This window comes from Streptomyces sp. NPDC002403 (genome assembly GCF_053593015.1).
In genome coordinates, this window is sequence record NZ_JBSFBQ010000016.1 from 127,120 (window position 1) to 142,611 (window position 15,492).

At 70.3% G+C, this 15,492-nt stretch carries 16 protein-coding genes and 2 pseudogenes; 9 read left to right on the forward strand and 9 right to left on the reverse strand.

The window, feature by feature from the left end; translation table 11 throughout:
• Window positions 1-41 precede the first annotated feature (41 nt).
• The 3 genes from ACWCPY_RS19845 to ACWCPY_RS19855 are packed head-to-tail and all read left to right on the forward strand — an operon-like array spanning window position 42 to window position 2,216.
• A complete protein-coding gene (locus ACWCPY_RS19845; RefSeq protein WP_451266627.1) occupies window positions 42-482 on the forward strand; it encodes a hypothetical protein in 441 nt (146 codons plus the stop codon).
• A gap of 48 nt (window positions 483-530) precedes the next feature.
• Window positions 531-1,202: a HEAT repeat domain-containing protein gene (locus ACWCPY_RS19850; RefSeq protein WP_451266713.1), complete on the forward strand. Its 672-nt coding sequence runs from the start codon at window positions 531-533 to the stop codon at window positions 1,200-1,202.
• Between the two features lie 3 nt (window positions 1,203-1,205).
• Entirely contained in the window at window positions 1,206-2,216 is a 1,011-nt protein-coding gene (locus tag ACWCPY_RS19855) for a HEAT repeat domain-containing protein (RefSeq protein WP_451266629.1), read from the forward strand.
• Between the two features lie 12 nt (window positions 2,217-2,228).
• On the opposite strand, the pseudogene ACWCPY_RS19860 reads toward ACWCPY_RS19855, so the two are convergent.
• Together ACWCPY_RS19860 and ACWCPY_RS19865 are read right to left on the reverse strand one after the other, a co-directional pair.
• Window positions 2,229-2,417: pseudogene (locus ACWCPY_RS19860) on the reverse strand (dihydrofolate reductase family protein); the annotation flags it as partial.
• Between the two features lie 37 nt (window positions 2,418-2,454).
• Entirely contained in the window at window positions 2,455-3,345 is an 891-nt protein-coding gene (locus ACWCPY_RS19865; RefSeq protein ID WP_451266631.1) for an NAD(P)-dependent oxidoreductase, read from the reverse strand.
• 76 nt (window positions 3,346-3,421) lie between these two features.
• Between ACWCPY_RS19865 and ACWCPY_RS19870 the strand changes: the two genes are divergently transcribed.
• A complete protein-coding gene (locus ACWCPY_RS19870) occupies window positions 3,422-3,769 on the forward strand; it encodes a winged helix-turn-helix transcriptional regulator (protein ID WP_451266633.1) in 348 nt (115 codons plus the stop codon).
• Between the two features lie 62 nt (window positions 3,770-3,831).
• Here the strand turns inward: ACWCPY_RS19870 and ACWCPY_RS19875 are convergent, their stop codons facing one another.
• From ACWCPY_RS19875 to ACWCPY_RS19890, 4 genes are all read right to left on the reverse strand, one after another.
• Window positions 3,832-5,094, reverse strand: coding sequence for a hypothetical protein (locus ACWCPY_RS19875; RefSeq protein ID WP_451266635.1), 1,263 nt, complete (start codon window positions 5,092-5,094; stop codon window positions 3,832-3,834).
• A gap of 268 nt (window positions 5,095-5,362) precedes the next feature.
• The gene (locus tag ACWCPY_RS19880; protein WP_451266637.1) at window positions 5,363-5,911 is read right to left on the reverse strand and encodes a DUF1062 domain-containing protein; all 549 of its coding nucleotides are present in this window, start codon (window positions 5,909-5,911) and stop codon (window positions 5,363-5,365) included.
• A gap of 530 nt (window positions 5,912-6,441) precedes the next feature.
• Window positions 6,442-7,620 (reverse strand): GDSL-type esterase/lipase family protein, encoded by a 1,179-nt coding sequence (locus ACWCPY_RS19885; protein ID WP_451266639.1) that lies wholly within the window; start codon window positions 7,618-7,620, stop codon window positions 6,442-6,444.
• 95 nt (window positions 7,621-7,715) lie between these two features.
• Window positions 7,716-8,288: a TetR/AcrR family transcriptional regulator gene (locus ACWCPY_RS19890; protein WP_451266641.1), complete on the reverse strand. Its 573-nt coding sequence runs from the start codon at window positions 8,286-8,288 to the stop codon at window positions 7,716-7,718.
• 62 nt (window positions 8,289-8,350) lie between these two features.
• On the opposite strand from ACWCPY_RS19890, the gene ACWCPY_RS19895 reads away from it, so the two are divergent.
• The gene (locus ACWCPY_RS19895; RefSeq protein ID WP_451266643.1) at window positions 8,351-8,527 is read left to right on the forward strand and encodes a hypothetical protein; all 177 of its coding nucleotides are present in this window, start codon (window positions 8,351-8,353) and stop codon (window positions 8,525-8,527) included.
• Between the two features lie 95 nt (window positions 8,528-8,622).
• A pseudogene (locus ACWCPY_RS19900) lies at window positions 8,623-8,853 on the forward strand (amidase family protein); the annotation flags it as partial.
• 128 nt (window positions 8,854-8,981) lie between these two features.
• On the opposite strand, the gene ACWCPY_RS19905 reads toward ACWCPY_RS19900, so the two are convergent.
• From ACWCPY_RS19905 to ACWCPY_RS19915, 3 genes are all read right to left on the reverse strand, one after another.
• On the reverse strand, window positions 8,982-9,653 hold the full coding sequence (locus tag ACWCPY_RS19905) for a lysophospholipid acyltransferase family protein (protein WP_451266645.1): 672 nt from the start codon (window positions 9,651-9,653) through the stop codon (window positions 8,982-8,984).
• Window positions 9,654-9,900: 247 nt separating this feature from the next.
• A complete protein-coding gene (locus ACWCPY_RS19910; RefSeq protein WP_451266647.1) occupies window positions 9,901-10,860 on the reverse strand; it encodes an SDR family oxidoreductase in 960 nt (319 codons plus the stop codon).
• A gap of 167 nt (window positions 10,861-11,027) precedes the next feature.
• Window positions 11,028-12,440 carry an aminopeptidase P family protein gene (locus ACWCPY_RS19915; protein ID WP_451266649.1) on the reverse strand — a complete coding sequence of 471 codons (1,413 nt, stop codon included), beginning with the start codon at window positions 12,438-12,440 and terminating at the stop codon, window positions 11,028-11,030.
• A 217-nt stretch (window positions 12,441-12,657) separates the two neighbouring features.
• On the opposite strand from ACWCPY_RS19915, the gene ACWCPY_RS19920 reads away from it, so the two are divergent.
• From ACWCPY_RS19920 to ACWCPY_RS19930, 3 genes are all read left to right on the forward strand, one after another.
• Window positions 12,658-13,641, forward strand: a complete 984-nt coding sequence (locus ACWCPY_RS19920; RefSeq protein WP_451266651.1) for a LuxR family transcriptional regulator — start codon at window positions 12,658-12,660, stop codon at window positions 13,639-13,641.
• A gap of 135 nt (window positions 13,642-13,776) precedes the next feature.
• Entirely contained in the window at window positions 13,777-14,943 is a 1,167-nt protein-coding gene (locus tag ACWCPY_RS19925) for a cytochrome P450 (RefSeq protein WP_451266653.1), read from the forward strand.
• A 105-nt stretch (window positions 14,944-15,048) separates the two neighbouring features.
• A complete protein-coding gene (locus tag ACWCPY_RS19930) occupies window positions 15,049-15,399 on the forward strand; it encodes a hypothetical protein (protein WP_451266655.1) in 351 nt (116 codons plus the stop codon).
• Window positions 15,400-15,492 lie beyond the last annotated feature (93 nt).

Consider the following 15,492-nt stretch of genomic DNA (forward strand, 5'->3'; position numbering starts at 1 on the left):
CACCGGGAAGGTCGTGGCAGGTGTGGCCCTGACGGGCCGGGGTGGCGTTTCTCGTCGTCCTCGGGTACGGGTTCGTCCGCGGGGGACTCGACGGGCTGAATGACACCTCCGCGGCCGCCGCGCACGGACGGTCGGTCGACGGAGTCGTCGTGGCGAAGGACATGGTGGCGGGCCCCCAGGGAAGCCGATTCAAGAGGATCGAAGTCCGTTTCACCACGCTCTCCGGGAACTCGTACCAGTTCTGGGAGGGCGGTGACGCCGACATCGGCGACACGATCCGTGTCCACTACGAGCCGGGACGTCCCGGGACGGCGAGCACCCACTCCGTGACGAGCAACAGGGTGGGGTACGGCATGCTGGTCCTGATCGGGCTCGCACTCATGGTTCTCATGCCGTTACTGGTGGTCAGGCTCGGCCGGGAAGGCGTCCGTGACCTTCGGCGGGCGTCGAGGCCGGCCCCCACCAGGAGCTCGGGCGTTTGACCTTGACACAGTGACAAGGGCTTCACTGTGGCCGAGGAGGTGGTCCTGATGGCCATGCCGAAAGAGGACACGAGAACGACGCGGGCCCTCCAGGGACTGGAGAACAACAGCTCGTCGGTCCGGCTGCAGGCAGCACTCGCGGTCGGCACGACCCCGGACCCGGGATTCATCGGCAAGCTCGTCGAGCGATGCGCTGTCGAGCCCGAGTTCTACGTACGCGAAATGCTGACGTGGGCACTCACCCGCCACACGGCATCGATGACGGTTCCGGTGCTTCTCGACGAAGTCCGCTCCGAGCGTGCGCAGGCACGGAGCCAGGCGCTGCACACGCTGTCCAAGATCGGGGATCGCCAGGCGTGGCCGGCGATCACACCGGCGCTGCTGTCCGACGCCGACGACGAGGTGGCCCGGAGCGCCTGGCGGGCGGCGGTCGTGCTGGTGCCCGACGGTGAGGAGTACGCGTTGGCCTTAGTGTTGGCGACGCAGCTCGGGCGCGGCGAATACGAGACGCAGCTGAGTCTCAGCCGGGCGCTGATCGCGCTCGGGGAGGTGATGCTGCCGGTACTGGGCGCCGCGACGAGCGATCCCGAGCCCGGCGTGCGGGCGCACGCGATCGCCACGGAACGGCTGTGGCGCGACCCGGATGCCGGATTCGGGTTCGCGATCGAGGAGGCGAAACGCATCGTGGCCCTGGGCGGGGCCCGCGAGGAGGGGCGGTAGGCAGTGCTGATCGGTGACGTCGCGCGGCGGTCCGGGGTCAGTGCCCGCATGCTCAGGCATTACGAATCGCTCGGCCTGGTGCGGCCAACGGGCCGTACCGGCTCCGGCTACCGGGAGTACTCCGGCGAGGACATCCGGCGCATCTTCCACATCGAGAGCCTGCGTTCCTTGGGTCTGTCGTTGCGCGATGTCGGGCGCGCGCTCGACGACCCCGGCTTCGCGCCCGCGGAACTCGTCGACGACCTCATCCGCCAGACGCGAGACCGCATCGCAGCGGAGACGGAGCTGCTCACGCGACTCCGTCGGATCGATGCCGCGGAACCTGCCGGCTGGGAGGACGTCCTCCAGGCCGTCACGCTCCTCCAGGCATTGGGGTCGAAGAACGCGGCGGCGCGACAGCGCGCGGCCCTGTCCGCGGTCGAGGCAGCGCCCGTGCCGGTGGAAGCACTGGTCGAGGCCGTGCTGAGCGAGCGGGACCCGAACGTGGCCGGAGCACTTCGCTGGGCTCTGGCGCAATCGGGCGAGGACGGGGCGGCACTGCTGGCGAAGGGCCTCGGATCACCCGAGGCCGAGGTACGGAAGCGTGCCGTCCAGTCCCTTGCCGAGATTCCGAACGGTGAGGCGACCGCACTGCTGCACGACGCTCTCACGAACCCCGGCACCGACATCGTGGTCCGCCGGTACGCGGCTCTGGCGCTCGGGGCACGTGGAGCGGCCGAGGCGGTCCCGACGCTCATCGACATGGTCGTCGAGGAGAGCAATGACGTCGACGCGGCCGATGTACTGAGCACGCTGGCGAGTGATCCCGCGTTGGAGGACCGCATCACCACCGGACTCGTCGACCGCCTGGCCCACGGCTCCACGGGACCGCCCGCACGGCGACGGCTGACGCAGGCGCTCGCGGACATTCCGGGGATCCTGGCGTCACGTGCCCTCGCGGATCTGGCACATGACGAAGACCGTGTCGTCGGGCTCACCGCGACGTACATTCTCAAGCTGCGCAACGCGCAATAGCGGACGTCAGGCTGTGGCGCCGCCACCCATGAGGACGACGTCGAGGTCACTGCCGCTCTCCGACGATGCCGCCTCGGCGCGCCTGCGCGCGGCGGCGACGGCGCCGGGCAGTCCGGTGGTGACGGACGTCCGGTCCAGGCCGGTGAGCCGTACCGGCTCCGGTGGCGTGCTCGTCACGACGAGCCTCGCGGCGGGGGTTCCGCTCACCGGCTTCGGACCGCGAGCACGCAGTGGACCGTCATTCGCTGCCGAGCAGGCCGACGGTGCCCGCCAGGCCCTCGTCGCCGTGGCCCTGCGCCACTCTGTGGCGCATCAGCTCCATGTAGGGGGTGAGAAGCCGAGGATCGACGGACTGGTCCCGAGCCGTGGCCACGAGTGTGTCGTTGGCCGCCGCCATCATGGCGAGGTTGGAGGTGACCCCCTCGGTGTAGTCGCCGCTCTCCAATTGGACGGCCATGCCGTGGACGGCTCCGGACATGGCACCGAGCCATTCCGCGAGCAGGGTGGCGAATCGGGCCCGGTCGAGGTCCTGCTCGGGGCCCATCAGGGCGAAGGCGTGGGTGATGCCTGCGAACATGCCGGTCATCGCACTGAGCAGGGCGATGTCGTGCAGCGCCGCGTGGCCGGGGTCCTCACCGACGAACTTGGCGCCGGCGGGACCCTCCAGTGTCTGGCGGTGGCGTTCGAACACCGCGTGGTCGCCGCTGTAGAAGATGTAGCCGCCGGTCTCCGGCCGGCCGATCATCGGGGGGACGGCCATGATCCCGCCGTCCAGGAAACGAGCTCCGCGCTCCACGGCCCAACGGGAGCGCTGCCGGGCCTGGGCGGGGGTGTTCGTGGTCAGGTTGATGACGTCCTTGCCGTTCAGGTCGATGCCGTCCAAGGTCTCGCCCACGGAGGCGTCGTCCAGCAGACACAGGACGACGGGACCGGTTGCCGAAGCCACCGCCTCGGCGGGGGAGGCCACTGCCCGGGCGCCCTCGCCTGCCAGCGGTCCGGCCTTCTCCGGGGTGCGGTTCCAGATGGTCAGAGGGTGTCCCGAGGCCAGCCAGGCGCGGGCCAGCGCGGTGCCCATGTCGCCGAGACCGAGGAGCGTGACGGGGGTCTTGGGAGTGCTGTGGTTGTCCATGCCGATCAGGCTCGTTCACGCCCGGACCGTGATCAAGTACGCACTCTTTTGTGGGTGGTTGCCTTAAAGTAAGTGGATGTCCAGGCGTGACGCGTACGTGTGCGGCATCGACGCGGCGATCGACGTGGTCGGTGGTAAGTGGAAGGTGCTCATCCTGTGGGCGCTGAAGGAGGGGGCCAGCCGGTTCGGTGAGCTGAGGCGGGGAGTCCCGGGCGTGACCGAGAAGGTTCTGGCTTCTCATCTGCGGGAGTTGGAGGCCGATGGCATCGTCTTCCGGGAGGAGGCGATGGAGGGGGCGGTGCGTCGCGTCACCTACGCCCTCACCCCGCGTGGTGTCACGCTGAACGAGGCACTGGGCCCCCTGGGCGCCTGGGGCAGGGAGCACCTCCTCGGTGGGCGCGGCGCACACCACGACGTACTCTGACCGCCCGCGCCGAGCGGTCAGAGGGACGCGGCGGACGGGGCCGGAGACTGCGGCGGTGTGCCTCAGATTCGGAGTGTCCCGGGGAACGCGCCGTGGCCGATGCCCGGCGCGGTGATGGCCAGCCAGCCGTGGCCGCGCACCTCGGTGTCCGGGCCGACCTCGCCGGGGTCGACCGAGAGGTGCCCGCAGGCGGACCGGGCGCCCGTGGTCCCCGCGTTGGGCGGGGCGTCGTCGTACTCGGGGTCGTCGGCCGCGAGGGTCTCCCACGGCAGAGGGTCGCCCTCCCATTCGGGGTTGCTCTCGGCGGCGTACTGACGGATCACCCGGCCGTTCTCGGCGACGATCCACACGTCGGAACCGCCGGCGTCGTCCAGGAAGAACATCTGGGCCCGGCCGCAGGCTTCGCTGACCTGCTCGACCGTCTCGATCATGCCGTCCCAGGGGTCGCCGATGAGCAGGTCGAAGGGAGCGAAGACCAGGCGCCAGCCGTCCAGTTCCGGGGTGACGAAGGCCCGCCCCACGGACTGGTCGGTGCCGTCCGGCAGGGACACCTGGATCCGCCGGCTCTCCGTCGCGTGGACGCCCGCGGCGACCGTGACGGGCCGCCGGTCGTGCAGGCCCAGGGCCTCGAAGACCCCCTCGTACGACGTTCCGGGGACGGCCATCCACCAGCCGCTGAGCGTCGACGACGGGAGACTCGGGGTCTCGTGCGGGATCTTCACCCGTATCAGCCGCTCGACCGCCGCCCGGTCGCGCTCGTCGAGTGCGTCGGCGCCGCCGCCCGCCACCAGTGCCGTCATCGCGCCCCGCCGCACTCTCGGGGACACGGCCGGGTCGCGGCGCAGGGAACGCAGCCGTGGCCGGAAGGAATCGTGCAGCAGGCGGGCGTAGTCGGACGCCTTGTACGGGACGAGGCTGCCGCGGGCGAAGCACTCCACCAGGGCCTTCAGACCGGCCTCGGAGTCCACCTGCAGTCTGACGAGCCCTTGGAAACCATTGCTGGACTTCCTGTGTTCCGGATCGGCCGCCAGGACCGCGTACTGGTCGGCGGAGCGCTCGTCGAACACCCCGAGGAACCGCCCCGCCTGCCAGTCCGGCACCTCCTTGCGCCGCCAGGCCGCCAGTACGCCGTCGAAGGCCGGCGGCCCGATGTGCCGCAACGCCCGCATGGCCGGCTGGAGATCAGCGGTCCGCCGCACGTGGGCCACGCCGCGCAGCAGTTCCGGCACCACACTGTCCGCCTGCTCCGCCAGCCGTGCCGCAGCGGCCTCCACGCGCGCGTCGTCGTCGCTGTCCAGGTCCTCGAAAAGGGTTTCGATCTTCATGAGGCAGCACAGTAGCCCCAGCCACTGACTGTGGCCGAGGCGTTCGGAGATGACCCGCATCGGGCCCGCGGCGACGGCATCGGCACCGGCTTGTACTCCACGGTGTTCGGACGGGTGTTCCCCAGGGTGAAGGTCGACAGCGAGAAGAACAGCGGGTTGCCGATGCTCAGTTGTGCCCCGGGGCGGACCGCGTGCTCGATCCCCCGCGAGCCGCACCGGGGCCTGTCCGGCGGGTCTTGCCGGACAGGCCCAGGATCCCGAGGAGGGATCAGCGCTTGAGCATGAAGGTGAAGTCGCCGGAGAGCTTGCCGCTCAGCCGGACTGTCGAGACGATTTTCCCTTCCGTGAGCAGTCTCTCGACCTCGGCCCGCGAAAGACCGCAGCCTTCAGCGATCAGCCGCACCGGCCGGACGGGGATCCGCGCCTCGAAGCGGGCCGAGACGTCGATCGCCTCGCGGTCCCGGTGATCCGATCCGCCGGTGTCGAGGCGCCAGGCGTTGTCCCAGTCGAGGGCGATGCGATTGCGTCGTCGTACGACCGGATCCTGGAGCAACTCGGCGGCCAGACCGGGATCGTTGTCATGCAGCCGGTCCAGCAGTTCAGGTCGTACGGAGCGCACGTTCATCCGCTCCAGGACCGTGAGCTTTGTGGTTTCCCCGCACGTGGTACAGAGTGCGAGGAGCCAGGCGTCGATGAGCTTGTGGTTTGCGTTGACGCGGAATTTGCCGCTGGTGCGGAAGCGTTCGGACGCGCACGAATGGCAGCGACGGAGAACGAGCGGCAGGCAGGTGGGAACGACCACCCAGTTTTCGAGCACAGAAGTACACCGGTTTCAGTGAGAAAGTCCGCAGCAGAAAGGAGCGCGGCGCACAGGCGCGACGCGCGACAGATCAGCACTCGGGAGGTCTCACACGGTGTACAACGGAACGTCCTTGCCCAGACGACTTGTTCGGCAGCACGGTAATGGCGCACAGCGGCGCTGTTCCACTGGTTTTTGAACGCCTCACCACCACGATGCCGGAACGCCGTCGAGAAGGGGCCGGGTCCAGTGAAACCGCACCGCCCGGCGGTCTGCTCGGTGGACGCTCAGGCGCACTTGGGCCGCGATGCCGACGAGGGTGAGCGGATCGGCCGGGCGGTCCCGCACGGTGGCAGCACGTTTGCGGACGGCAGCGTGCTCACTCCCCGTACGCGTGGTTCCGGCCCCGGGGCCGGCAGCGGACGCAGGAAGTGTCGATGTCGCCGTACGGCGCCGGATCGGGATCAGGTGAATCGAAGTTCGATGGTCCCCTTTTCCCGCTCGAACTGGGAGTGTTCCGAAGCGACCGGCCGGGCAGCCGGTCCTGGTCAGCCGGTCCTGGTCGCGAAAGGGCCGCCTTCGCCGAACGCGAGCCGCCCGAAGTTCTCGGCAATGCGGCGGTGTCCTGCCGGATCAGGATGGACCTCGTCGGGCAGCGGGAATTCTGCGTACTCCTTCTCCCCGTAGAGGTCCCGGCCGTCGAGGTAGTGCAGGTTCGGGTCGTCGGCCGCCCGCTGCTCGACGATCCGGGCGAGTGCGTCGCGGATGATGTTGAGCGTCAGGCGCCCGGCGGCGCGTTCGGCCGGATCGCCCGTCGCCTTGAACCGCAGGGCGCCGCCGTCGAAGTCGGGCGCGAGAGGACCGGGAGTGTCCTCCTGCACCGGGCACAGGACGGGGGACACGACCAGCAGCGGCGTGGTCGGATGCCCCTCGCGGATGGTGTCGAGGAAGCCGTGGACCGCGGGCGAGAAGGCGCGAAGGCGCATGACGTCGCCGTTGACGATGTTGATGCCGACCTTGACGCTGATCAGGTCCGCGGGAGCGTCCCTCATCGCACGGGCCGTGAACGGGTCGAGCAGCGCGCTGCCGCCGAACCCCAGGTTGACGAGGTCCACCCGGCCCTGGGCGGCTGCCAGGGCCGGCCAGATGGCGGTCGGATGCGTGGCGTTCGAGCCGTGGCTGATGGAACTGCCGTGGTGCAGCCACACCCGGCGCCCGCTGTCCGGAGCCTTCTCGACGGGGGCGTCGGTGCGCAGGGCGATGAGTTCGGTGATCTCCGTGTGCGGGAGCCAGATCTCGATGTCCTTGTCGCCCGTCGGCAGGCCGGTGAACCGGGCGGTGCCGGCAGGTCCCGGTGACAACTCGGAGGTCTGGGCGACCATGTCGGTGATCGTGCGTACGTTGCCGCCGGTCACCGTGGCCTGGGCGGCGAGACGGCCATCGACCAGCAGGTCGTACACACCGTCCGCCGGGGCCGGGAATCCCCGGTAGACGCGCTTGGTGGGCAGTGTGTCCAGTTCGATCGTGGTGGCCCGGGTGCGGAAGACCAACCGCACGCCGGAGGGCTGGGCCTCGGCCACGGCCAATTGGTCGTCCGGGATCTGCCTGCGCGCCCGGGCGGGCAGCCGATGGGGCAGCAGACCGTGCGCGGTCGCTTCCACGTCGAGGAGGCCGCGCAGGATGTCCGTGGTGACAGGAGTGGTGATCGTGTCGTGCTCGGTGTTCATTTCCTCAGCCTGTTGATCGAGATTTCCGAATGTTCGGTGTTCGGATGCGCCGGTGCCCGGCGCGGGCGTCCGCCTCCGGCGGTGCGGAGGACCGGTCAGGGTGTTGTGGCCCGGTTCCGCAGCAGGGCGTCGAGGGAATCCACGATCCAGGCCCAGGATTCCTGCGAGTCGGGGGCGCTGTGCTCGAAGCCGCCGGCCAGCTCCAGGCTGACGTAGCCGTGGAAGACGCTGCCCAGCATCCGCACCGCGTGCGTCTGGTCCGGCTCCGTCAGGTCGTAGCCGCGCAGGATCGCCCGCGTCATCTGTGCGTGCCGCACCCCGGCGCTGGCGGCCGCCGTCTCGGGATCGAGCCTGAGACGGGCGGCGGCGTAGCGACCCGGGTGCTCCCGCGCATAGTCGCGATAGGCATCCGCGAAGGCGGCCAGAGCGTCCTTGCCGGCACGCCCGGCCACGGCATCGGCGACCCGGTCGGCGAGTTCCTCCAGCGCGAACAGTGCGATTCGGGTCTTCAGCTCGTGGGAGTTCTTCAGGTGCGAATACAGACTCGCGACCTTGACATCGAACCGCCGGGCGAGTGCCGAGACGGTCACCTGATCGAAACCGACCTCGTCGGCCAGTTCCGCCCCCGCCAGAGTCAGACGCTCCGGTGTCAGCCCCACTCTAACCATAATCTTCCTCCTGTTCGACGATAACCATTATGCATTTGCCTATAGATATTAGGCAAACTGGCGTGTCCTTCATGAAGCCCCTGTCCGGACTTCCTCGGCTGGAGGGACCCCAGGGCCCCGACCGGGCCTACCTCGTCACCGAGTTGGACGGCCGTCCGACGGAGTCGCTCAGCCTGGAGGAGAAGATCCGGCGGACCGTCGTGAACCTCACGGCGTTCATCGCCAGGGTCACCGCATGAGCCGACGACCGACGGCCGGCGGTACTGGCGGGGTGCGGTGCGGCCGGGGGCACGTTCCTGTGGTCGTTCGGCAAGGCCGACGGGCTGCTTGAGCGGTCCCGATCGCACACGCCACCGACGCCGCCGGTTCGCTGCGCATCCCCGCCGCCTGCAACGGCCGATCCGGACCAAAGCCCACCCGTGGCCGGGTCTGCACGGGCCGCGACGCCGACGAGGTCTTCAACGGTCTGGCCGTCCACGGCAGCGTCAGTCGCACCGTACGCGACAGTGCGGCGCCGCTCGAGCGGATCCCCCGTCGAGTCCTCGCCCCTCGAACCGCTGACCCTTGCCGGACAACTCGAACAGGCTGCCCCGTGGTCGGGCCGCACCCCCACGGCGCGGGCAGGGAACGGGACGGGTCACCGAGGAGTTCGGCACAGGCCGACGCACGCCGCGGTCCCCGTCGAGCCGACGACTATGCGAACCGCGTGGTGAGCGCGGCGGGCTCGCCGAGGTGCGCGGCCGCCGTGCGCCATGCCGTGGTCACCGCGGTGCGGGCCCGCGCGGTACACGCTGCGGTGTCACCCACCAGGGCCAGCGGCGCGGCCACGTGGACGTGCAGATCCGGCCGGCGCGCGGGTGCTGTCGCCAGACCGGCGAGCTGCTTCACCACACCACCGGAGGTGATCCGTCGCGCGCCGGCCTGGCCGACCGGAACGACGGGGGCGCCGGTGCGCTCGACGAGCCTGGCCAGGCCGCTGCGGAAGCTGCCGGGGGCCGCCTCCGCGGCGTCCTTGCGGCGGGGCAGCCCGCCCTCGGCGTAGATGAGCAGGCACCTGCCCCGATCGAGGGCCCGGGCGGCGAGGTCGAGCGCGGCCGCGGCCCGCCGGTCGCCGCGGTGTACGGGAATGTGCCCTTCGCGGGCGAGGGAGCGGCCGAGTACGGGGACGCGCCACAGGCCTGCGGCCGCCATGACGACCGGTTCGGCACCGAGGCGACGCAGCGCGGCGATCACGACGGCGGGGTCCGCGAGGGACGTGTGGTTCGCACAGATGATGCTGCCCGGTGCGATTTCGCAGCCGGGGTCGGTGGTCACCGACAGGCGGCCGAAAGCGGGCACCAGGATGTCGGCGATGCGGCTGAGCACGGAGCGGCCTCCAGATCTCGACGGTGTCGGTCCTCATCGTCGGTGGCCGGGTGCCGCCCTGGCCTGAGCCGCCGTACTCATCTTCCCGGTCCCGCCGTATCCGGCACTGCGCCGGGTGCGGCGGGACCGCCGACGGGTGCGGTGCGGGCGCTGTTCGCGAGGGCGCGCATGCGCTGGTCCCGGTGGGCCCGCGCGCCCGCCTCCGCGGGCCGTTGCCGTCCGGTACGGCGCGGTGCCGGACGCTCGCTCAGCGATAGTCGTCCGGGGAACCGTCCTTGCCGCCGTAGGTGACGTCCTCGAAGTACGCCCAGGCGTCCGGCCGACTCCCGTCGATGTCCCGTACGCCGTAGGCCCTGGCGAGCTCTGCGCTGGAGGTGGACTTCCCGTTCCAGCGGGCGGCCCGGTCCGGGTCGGCGGCGAGCGCGGCGACCGCGCGGGCGAGGTAGTGCGGCGATTCGGCGATCGCGAAGCCCGGTTCCTGGGCGACGGCGTCGCGCCAGTTCTCCTCGCTCACACCGAAGTGGGCGAGCATCTGCTCCGAGCGCAGGAAGCCCGGTGTGACGGCGACCGCCGTCCCCCCGTACTCCGCCAGTTCCTCGCCCAGTCCGAAGGCGATCCGGATCGGGGCGTTCTTCGCGAGGTCGTAGTAGAGGTTCTCGCGGTAACGGCGATTGGAGACCGCTGTGCCGTCGGTGACCTCCACGTGCAGGGGCGCGTCGGAGCGGACCAGGAGCGGGAGGGCGAGCGCTGCGGTGATCACGTGCGAGCGCACCCCGAGTTCCAGGATGCGCAGGCCGTCGGCGAGCGGTGTCTCCCAGCTCTTCTTGCCGAAGACGGAGCCGACGAGCAGGTGCTCACCGCCCCAGAGGTCGTTGACCAGGATGTCGAGCCGCCCCTGCTCGCGGTCGATCCGCTCGACGAGGGCGCGTACCCGGTCCTCGTCCAGGTGATCGGTGGGCACGGCGATGCCGGTGCCGCCGGCCGCGGTGACCAGTTCCGCGGTCTCCTCGATGGTCTCCGTGGTCCGGCCGACCTCACTGGCGTGCTCGCGGGTGGTGCGCCCGGTGACGTACACGGTGGCGCCGGCCCGGCCGAGCTCGACGGCGAGGGCACGTCCCGCGCCGCGGGTGGCCCCGGCGACGAGCGCGATCCGGCCGGCGAGCGGGGCGTCCTGGCCGTTGTGCTGGGTGTTCCTGTGCTTGTCCATGGCACCACCGTGCACGTTAAAGGCGACAGATCATGTCGCCTTTTCCTGGGAGGTTTCCATGTGTCCTGCGGGCGGGGGAGTCCCACGGGGCCGACGCGGAAGCGATGGTGACGAGTCCGCGTCGACCGTGTCCGTGGTCAGTACGTCCGGTTCCTGCCGCGACTTCGTCAGCCCGCGAACCGGGCCATCCACGCCTCGATCTCGTCCGCCGCCCTCGGCAGGCCCGCCGACAGGTTCTCGTGACCGTCCTCGGTGACGACCAGGTCGTCCTCGATCCGGACGCCGATGCCGCGCCACTCCTCGGGCACGGTGAGGTCGTCCGGCTGGAAGTACAGGCCGGGCTCCACGGTGAGCACCATGCCCGGCTCCAGCACGCCGTCGACGTACTCCTCGTGCCTGGCCTCCGCGCAGTCGTGGACGTCCAGACCGAGCATGTGACCGGTGCCCGCCATGGTGAAGCGGCGCTGGAGACCGAGCTCGTACGCACGGTCGGCCGGGCCCTCGATGAAGCCCCACTCGACCAGCCGCGCCGCCAGGTGACGCTGGGACGCCTCGTGGAAGTCCCGGTACGCGGCACCCGGTTTGACCGCTGCCATACCGGCCTCCTGCGCCTCGTACACCGCGTCGTAGACCTTGCGCTGCAGAGGTGTGAAGGTGCCGCTGATCGGAAGCGTGCGCGTGACGTCGGCGGTGTAGAGGGTGTGCGTCTCCACGCCCGCGTCGAGCAGGAGCAGTTCCCCGGGGCGCACCGGACCGTCGTTGTCCGTCCAGTGCATGATCGTGGCGTGCTCGCCCGCGGCGCAGATCGAGCCGTAACCGACTGCGTTGCCCTCCAGGCGTGCGCGGCGGAAGAACGTGCCCTCGATCCACCGCTCGGTCGAAGCGATCGCCGTGGAGAGGTCACCGATCACATCGGTGAACCCGCGCACCGTGGAGTCCACGGCCTTGCGGAGTTCGGCGATCTCCCAGTCGTCCTTGACGAGGCGGAGATCGCTGAGTGCCTCTTCGAGTTCGGCGTCGCGCTCCTCCTCGGTGGTGACGGCGGCCTCCAGGGCCGGGTCGACACCGCGGACGATCCGGGTCGGCGCATCGGAGGCGGCGGCCAGGTCGTCGGCCGCCGTACGGACGTCCCGGCACGGCAGGCCGAGCACGAGCTCCGACTCGGCGAGGGAACGGCGCCGGCCCATCCACAGCTCCGCCGTGGAACCGGTCCAGAACTCGTCGTTGTCCCGGCTGTCCCGCGGCAACTGGTAGCAGTAGGCGTCATGGCCGCCGTCCGCACGGGGTTCGAGGACGAGAGCGCCGTCCCGGGCCTGGTCCCCGGTCATGTGCACGTAGCCCGAGTACGGCCGGAACGGGTAGGTGTCGTCGTTGGAACGGACCTTGAGATTCCCCGAGGGAACGACGAGGCGCTCGCCGGGAAAGCGCGCGGAGAGCGCGGCGCGGCGACGGTCCGCGTAGGGGGCCTGCTCGTCGGGCCGCAGGTCGTGCCGCTCGGTGTCCGCCCACCCCGTCCGCATCAGAGCGGACAGTTCCTCGGAGATCCCTGAGTAGAGACCGTTCTTGCGGCGTTTCGCCACGGCGTACACCTTCTTCCGGGTGGATTTCCTCAGTGACGAGGGGTGGCGCGAGCCGTCCGGACGGCCTTGCTCCCGGCGCGGCGGATCGGAACCCCTCGCTGCCGCCGTTCGTCGGCGGCCCCCGGACGGTATCCCGCACCACCCCCGATCGGTGCCCGGAAATGCCACTGGCACGGATCGGCCACAGCCCTGACCGGAGTCACCGACAATGAGACATATGGTGAACGTGAAACTCGGCGAGGCTCTCCGGCTTCTGGGAATCGATCACTCGGCGAGCCGGGTCTATCTGGCGCTGCTCGAACTGGCGCCGGCTCCGCTGAGCGAGATCGAGGCGGCGTCCGGTCTGGGCGGTGCGGAACTGGCCGAGGCGTACGGTGCGCTGGTCGACGCCGGTCTCGCCAGTGCCGCCGAGGAAGGCGGGGACATGGTGGCCCCGGTTCCGCCCACCGCGGGCCTGGAGATCCTCGCCCGGCACCGGGCGGCCGAGATCGAGGAGTCCCGCATCACCGTCGGGGGCGCGTTCGAGTCGTTCCGGCGGCAGCGGCTCGCCGCCTACAACGACCACCTCGTCGAGGTCGTCACGGGCGAGGCCATCGGCCCCAGGATGCGTCACGCCTGGGCGAGCGCCCGGGAGCAGATCCGGCAGTTCGAGTCACCGCCGTACTTCCCCCTGCCCGGAGCCACGGACGACGCGCTGGCCACGCTCGCCCGCGGTGTGACGCAGCGCGTCGTGTACTCGCGGGAGTCGCTGGAGCATCCGGGCCACCTGAAGGACGTCATCGAACCGTGCGTCAAGGCCGGTGAACAGGCCAGGGTACTGCCGTCGGTCCCGGTCAAACTCGTGATCATCGACGAGGCGTACGCGCTCGTGTCGTTGTCCATCAAAGAGGCCGACGTGCACAACACCATGCTGGTCGTGCAGCCGTGCGGCCTGCTCTCCGCCCTCGTGGCGCTGTTCGAGCAGTCCTGGCAGAACGCCCTGCCGTTCCACGGCCGCACCACGCACCCGGGCGGTCTGCAACCCGCCGACCGCCGACTGCTGTGGCTCCTCGCGGGCGGCGCGGGCGACGACGTCATCGCCCGCGAACTGGGAATCAGCCGTCGCACGCTGTTCCGTCGCCTGCAGATCCTGATGGCCCGGCTGGGCGCCGCGAACCGCTTCCAGATGGCCTTGCAGGCACAGCGCTCCGGATGGTTGTGAGAAGCGGACCGGAGCCGCACCGCACGGACACGGTGTGCCGCGCCGGCGACACACTGACAGCAGTCATCTGCACGCTGTGTGTTCGATCGGTGTCAGGATGATGACGCGTCCGCGTACCCCGGGGTCAGGAGGACCATGACCGCCGACGAGAAGTCCCTTCCCCTGCACCGGCTGACGTTCGCCGCCCCGGGCCCGCCCCGGCGCACAACGCTGCCCGGCGGCAGCCCTGCGTGGCACTTCACCCGCTACGACGACGTCCGCCAGGTGCTGGCCGAGGACCGGTTCACCCGAGCCCTGCTGCCGGCGACGGCCACCTCGCCCCTCATCGAAACCCCCGACGCCATGACCAAGCAGGACGGCGCCGGGCACCTGCGACTGCGCCACACCGCCAAAGGGGTCCTCACCCCTCGGGGGGTCGGCCGGTTGACGCCCATGGTCGCCGAGGTCACCGACCGGCTCGTCGCCGACCTCGCCGAGCACGGCCCGCCCACAGACCTCGTCGACCACTACAGCCGATCCCTGCCCATCGCAGTCATGAACAAGCTGCTCGGGGTCCACGACATCGACGACACCCGGCTGCTGCGCTGGACCGAGCTCGCCTTTCCCGACCCCTCCGTTCCCGAGGACGAAACCGCGGAAGCCGCACGGGAGTTCACCGAACTCGCCACCTGCCTCATGGCCGAACGCCGAAGCACCCCCGGCCCGGACCTGATCAGCACCCTCGTACGGACCGCCGACCGCGAAGGCGGCATCCCCGAATCCCGACTCGTCAACTTCGTCAGCACGCTCGTGGCGGCCGGCTACGACACCACCATGACCATGCTGGGCAACGCCCTCCTCTACCTCCTGGACGGACGCCCGCAGGACTGGGCCCGCCTGGGCACCGACGAAGCGGCCGCCGGAGTACTGGCCGACCGTCTGACCCACCTGATCCCGCTCAACGACCCCGCGAAACACTTCAACCCGTTGCGCGCCACCGAAGACCTGGAGATCGGAGGCGTGACCATCCGGGCCGGAGACCTCGTCACCCTCGACCGCGGCGCGGCCAACCGTGACCCCGCGGCCTTCCCCGGTGCCCCCTTCGCCGACCTGTTCGCCCCGTTGGAACACCCCACCCTCGCTTTCGGCGGAGGACAGCACTACTGCCTGGGTGTCTCTCTGGCCCGTACGGAACTCCGCCTCGCCCTGCACCGGCTGGCCGCCCGGCTCCCCGATCTGCGCCTGACCGTGCCGGCCGATGCCGTCGAGTGGCGCAGGAGCGCTCTCACCCGGAGCCCCCGGCACCTGCCGGTGACCTGGTAGTCGCCTCGATCGTTCCGACGGGCCGCGTTGCTCCCGGGCGGTGCTGCCACCCGGACGGCTTCGTGCGGCGGGAACCCGTACGGCCGGCCGATCGTCATGCAGGGCATGCCTTCCGCCCTCATTCTTGGTTTCGACCCGCACGCGGTGCCCGGTATGGACGGGGACGCCATGCGTGCTGTCCTGGACGAGGAGCTCGCCCGTTTCGGCGAACATGCCGTCGACGCTTCCATGACTCTGATCGCGCCGGACGGATCAGCCGAGTCCACGGTGGTCGCGGCATTGTCCCAACGGGACTGGGACGTCGTCGTCATCGGGGGCGGGATACGCAAGCCCGAGCCGCTCGTGATGTTCTTCGAACAGATCGTGAACCTCGTCCGGAAGCATGCTCCAGGAGCCGCGATCGCGTTCAACACCAGCGGCGGTGACAGCGTCGAGGCAGCCGAGCGGTGGCTGTGAACCTCGTGCGGCCGGAAGTCCGGCGAGCGAGTAATCGGTTGCCCAGGGGCGATGGTGGTGGATCCAATGACCGGCATGATCACCCGGGCGCGC

Coding starts and splice junctions, on each gene's coding strand:
- ACWCPY_RS19850 (WP_451266713.1), top strand. CDS start 531: ATGGCCATGCCGAAAGAGGACACGAGAACGACGCGGGCCCTCCAGGGA.
- ACWCPY_RS19865 (WP_451266631.1), bottom strand. CDS start 3,345: ATGGACAACCACAGCACTCCCAAGACCCCCGTCACGCTCCTCGGTCTC.
- ACWCPY_RS19870 (WP_451266633.1), top strand. CDS start 3,422: ATGTCCAGGCGTGACGCGTACGTGTGCGGCATCGACGCGGCGATCGAC.
- ACWCPY_RS19875 (WP_451266635.1), bottom strand. CDS start 5,094: ATGAAGATCGAAACCCTTTTCGAGGACCTGGACAGCGACGACGACGCG.
- ACWCPY_RS19885 (WP_451266639.1), bottom strand. CDS start 7,620: ATGAACACCGAGCACGACACGATCACCACTCCTGTCACCACGGACATC.
- ACWCPY_RS19890 (WP_451266641.1), bottom strand. CDS start 8,288: ATGGTTAGAGTGGGGCTGACACCGGAGCGTCTGACTCTGGCGGGGGCG.
- ACWCPY_RS19910 (WP_451266647.1), bottom strand. CDS start 10,860: ATGGACAAGCACAGGAACACCCAGCACAACGGCCAGGACGCCCCGCTC.
- ACWCPY_RS19920 (WP_451266651.1), top strand. CDS start 12,658: ATGGTGAACGTGAAACTCGGCGAGGCTCTCCGGCTTCTGGGAATCGAT.
- ACWCPY_RS19925 (WP_451266653.1), top strand. CDS start 13,777: ATGACCGCCGACGAGAAGTCCCTTCCCCTGCACCGGCTGACGTTCGCC.
- ACWCPY_RS19930 (WP_451266655.1), top strand. CDS start 15,049: ATGCCTTCCGCCCTCATTCTTGGTTTCGACCCGCACGCGGTGCCCGGT.